A 538-nucleotide genomic window follows, 5' to 3' on the forward strand; every position below is an offset into this window, starting at 1 on the left:
GGCCAGAATTCAATCGCCCCTAGCGCGATGAGCGCTCCGGCAGTGACCATGACTGCAGCGCCTGGTACGAACAGCCCTACTACGGCCAGCGATTCTCCCAAAGCGATGAGGAAAACGCCCGCCAGCGTCCAGTGGGGATACTGTGCAACCCAGTTCAGGAAGGATTGAATTTCGATTTTGTGTGCTCCCTCTCTCTAACCAGACATGCGCACTTTTCGCCGCTTGAATGCCATGACTGCCAACGCCAGGACGCAAAAGAACGCGCCTGCATAAAACGTGAAAGCTGGCCCGAGCTGATCCCACAGCAACCCGGCCAGTACGCTGGCAACCAGCATACTCAAGCCGCTGAGCAAGTTGAAGAAGCCAAATGCGCTGCCACGCAGAACAGCGGGGGCGGTATCTGCCACCATGGCCGCCAGCAACCCCTGGGTCATACCCAGGTGCAGGCCCCACAGGGCAACGCCGATAAATACAACACCCCAGGACTGGGCATAGGCCAGTACAAAATCTGCAATGATCAGCACGATCAGGCCAAGCA

Annotated in this window: 1 protein-coding gene; it reads right to left on the reverse strand. The window is 57.8% G+C overall.

Annotated elements, in window-relative coordinates:
• Positions 1 to 194: 194 nt before the first annotated feature.
• The coding region (locus tag SQ11_RS15890) for an MFS transporter (RefSeq protein ID WP_041515181.1) at positions 195 to 538 on the reverse strand (344 nt) is incomplete at its 5' end.

Source organism: Nitrosospira sp. NpAV (genome assembly GCF_000832065.1).
GTDB lineage: Bacteria > Pseudomonadota > Gammaproteobacteria > Burkholderiales > Nitrosomonadaceae > Nitrosospira.